This is a genomic window from Ideonella sp. P3_A4, assembly GCF_056403075.1.
The window spans coordinates 1-2236 of the sequence record NZ_JBFUGE010000827.1 but is presented as its reverse complement, the minus strand read 5'-3'; the positions used below and the strand labels follow the sequence as shown (position 1 = coordinate 2236).

The following is a 2236-nucleotide window of genomic DNA, read 5'->3' as shown; positions in this document are numbered from 1 at the left end:
CTGCCGCAGGCGACTTGGCTTCACGACCGACCTTGAGCGCCGACGCTTACCCGCCCGCGCCCGCTGATAACGAAGCGGCGCGGGCAGTTCTCGTCGGCGTGGACTTCGGTCCGGGCTCATCCTTCGACCCCACCCTCGACGAACTGGCGTTGCTGGCCGAATCGGCCGGCGATGAGCCGGTGGCTCGCGTCATTGCCAAACGCAAGGCGCCTGACCCGGCCCTGTTCGTCGGCTCGGGAAAGGCCGATGAGATCAAGCTGATGGTGCAAGCCCATGGTGCCCATGGCGTGATCTTCGACCAGGCCTTGTCCCCCGCCCAGCAACGCAATCTGGAGCGCCATCTCGGCGTGCCGGTGGCCGACCGCACCGCGTTGATCCTCGAGATCTTCGCGGCCCGCGCGAAGAGCCACGAAGGCAAGCTCCAGGTGGAGCTGGCACGGCTGCAGTACCTGTCGACTCGATTGGTCCGGCGCTGGAGCCACTTGGAGCGGCAGCGCGGCGGTGTTGGTCATCGCGGTGGCCCGGGTGAGGCGCAGATCGAACTCGATCGTCGGATGATCGGCGACCGCATCAAGTCGGTCAAAGAGCGGCTGGAAAAGGTCAAGCGCCAGCGCGGTACGCAACGGCGTGCGCGCGAACRCAGCGGCACCTACAAGGTCTCGCTGGTCGGCTACACCAACGCGGGCAAGTCGACCTTGTTCAATGCGTTGGTCAAGGCCCGCGCCTATGCCGCCGACCAGTTGTTTGCAACGCTGGACACGACGACCCGTTCGCTCTATTTGGGTGAAGCTGGTCGCTCGGTCTCGTTGTCGGACACGGTGGGTTTCATCCGCGACCTGCCGCACAAACTGGTCGAAGCCTTCCAGGCCACCTTGCAAGAGGCGGCCGATGCGGACCTGCTGCTGCACGTCATCGACGCCAGCAGCCCGGTGCTCCAAGAGCAGCAGGCCGAGGTCGAGCGCGTGCTGGAAGAAATCGGCGCCCAGGGCGTTCCGCAGATCCTGGTCTTCAACAAGCTCGACCGCATCGAGCCGGCTTTGCGGCCGCGCGTGCTGCACGACGAGCTCGAAGTGGCACCCAATGTGCGGGTGCAGCGGGTGTTCGTCAGCGCCTTGACCGGCGACGGCCTGGGCACCTTGCGCCAGCTTATTGCGGCGCATGCGGCGCCGCCGCCCTTGAGTTCTGAGCCCGAAGCCTTCACCTTGCCTGACGGCAGCGTGGCGCCGACGCCGCGCCACTGAACACGACTTCCCATCCCATTCATACGGGCCCCATGGCATGAGCATGCGAACCCTTCAACCCGATGCCCCTGGCTTCGGCGCCCGCCTCGGCGCGATCGCACGTGCCGCGCGCGCTCTCGTGATGGCCAACGGCCGCCACGATGGCCCGCCGGACCTGGACGAGCTGTGGCGTGATTTCAACCGCAAGCTGTCGGGCCTGTTCGGCGGCAAAGGTGGTGGCCCCCGTGGCGGCCCGGAAGACCCCGGCTTCCAGCCCGACATGAAGAGTGCGGGCATTGGCCTCGGCCTGATCGTTGGCCTGGTGGTGCTGATCTGGGCCGGCAGCGGCCTGTTCATCGTCCAGGAAGGCAACCAGGCGGTGGTGACCACCTTCGGCAAATACACCAGCACGGTGGCCGCCGGCATGCAGTACCGCCTGCCGTACCCGTTCCAGGCCCACGAGACGGTGCCTGTGACGCAGCTGCGCTCGGTCGAGGTCGGCCGCAACACGATCGGCCAGGCCACCGGACTGCGCGATTCTTCGATGCTGACGCAAGACGAGAACATCGTCGACATCCGCTTCATCGTGCAGTACGTGCTGAAGGATGCGCGGGCCTTCCTGTTCGAGAACCGCGACACTGACCAGGCGGTCGTGCAGGCGAGCGAATCGGCGGTGCGCGAGATCGTCGGAAGCAGCAATGTCGACTCGGTGCTGTACGAGAAGCGCGATGCGATCGCGACCCTCCTCGCAAAATCAATCCAATCGCAGCTCGACAAGCTGAACGCCGGTGTCACGATCAAGAACGTGAACTTGCAGAACGTGGCCGTGCCCGAGCAGGTGCAGGCGTCGTTCGACGATGCCGTCAAAGCCGGTGCCGACCGCGACCGCTTCAAGAACGAAGGCCAGGCCTACGCCAGCGATGTGATCCCCAAGGCGCAGGGCGCGTCGTCGCGCCTGCATGCCGAGGCCGAGGGCTACCGCTCCCGCATCATCGCCACCGCAGAGGGTGATGCTG

Annotated in this window: 2 protein-coding genes; both read left to right on the top strand. The window is 66.1% G+C overall.

Annotated elements, in window-relative coordinates; genetic code table 11:
- Window positions 1-32 precede the first annotated feature (32 nt).
- Window positions 33-1241 carry a GTPase HflX gene (hflX, locus tag AC1DYI_RS33260; protein ID WP_477208379.1) on the top strand — a complete coding sequence of 403 codons (1209 nt, stop codon included), beginning with the start codon at window positions 33-35 and terminating at the stop codon, window positions 1239-1241.
- A 43-nt stretch (window positions 1242-1284) separates the two neighbouring features.
- Window positions 1285-2236 (top strand): FtsH protease activity modulator HflK (gene hflK, locus AC1DYI_RS33255; RefSeq protein WP_477208378.1); only part of this gene is annotated, 952 nt, incomplete at its 3' end.